General features: G+C 60.0%; 1 protein-coding gene. It reads right to left on the reverse strand.

Features of this window, described 5'->3' with window-relative positions:
- Positions 1-33 precede the first annotated feature (33 nt).
- Positions 34-245, reverse strand: a 212-nt coding sequence (locus FNJ47_RS50835; RefSeq protein WP_206685439.1) for a hypothetical protein, incomplete at its 5' end; no start/stop codon positions are given.

The following is a 245-nucleotide window of genomic DNA, read 5'->3' on the forward strand; positions in this document are numbered from 1 at the left end:
CGGGCAATTGCTGGATATTGGTGCCATGTCCGATCAAGAGGAGACCACGTAATGAGAGTTGTCGGACGTCGTTCTGTCCTGCTCGCGCTTGCCGGCTTCATCGTCTGTCTCGCCGGCCGCGACATCGATCGCGCGTTCCGGAAAAACTGAGGCGGAAACATGACTCATGGCGGTTCGGTGCTTGCGCTGCTCCTGATGCTTTGGGCGCCGACCATAGCGCGGGCGCAAGAGGCGGAATTGCCTGT

This window comes from Bradyrhizobium uaiense (assembly GCF_010811875.1).
GTDB classification, from domain to species: Bacteria; Pseudomonadota; Alphaproteobacteria; order Rhizobiales; family Xanthobacteraceae; genus Bradyrhizobium; species Bradyrhizobium uaiense.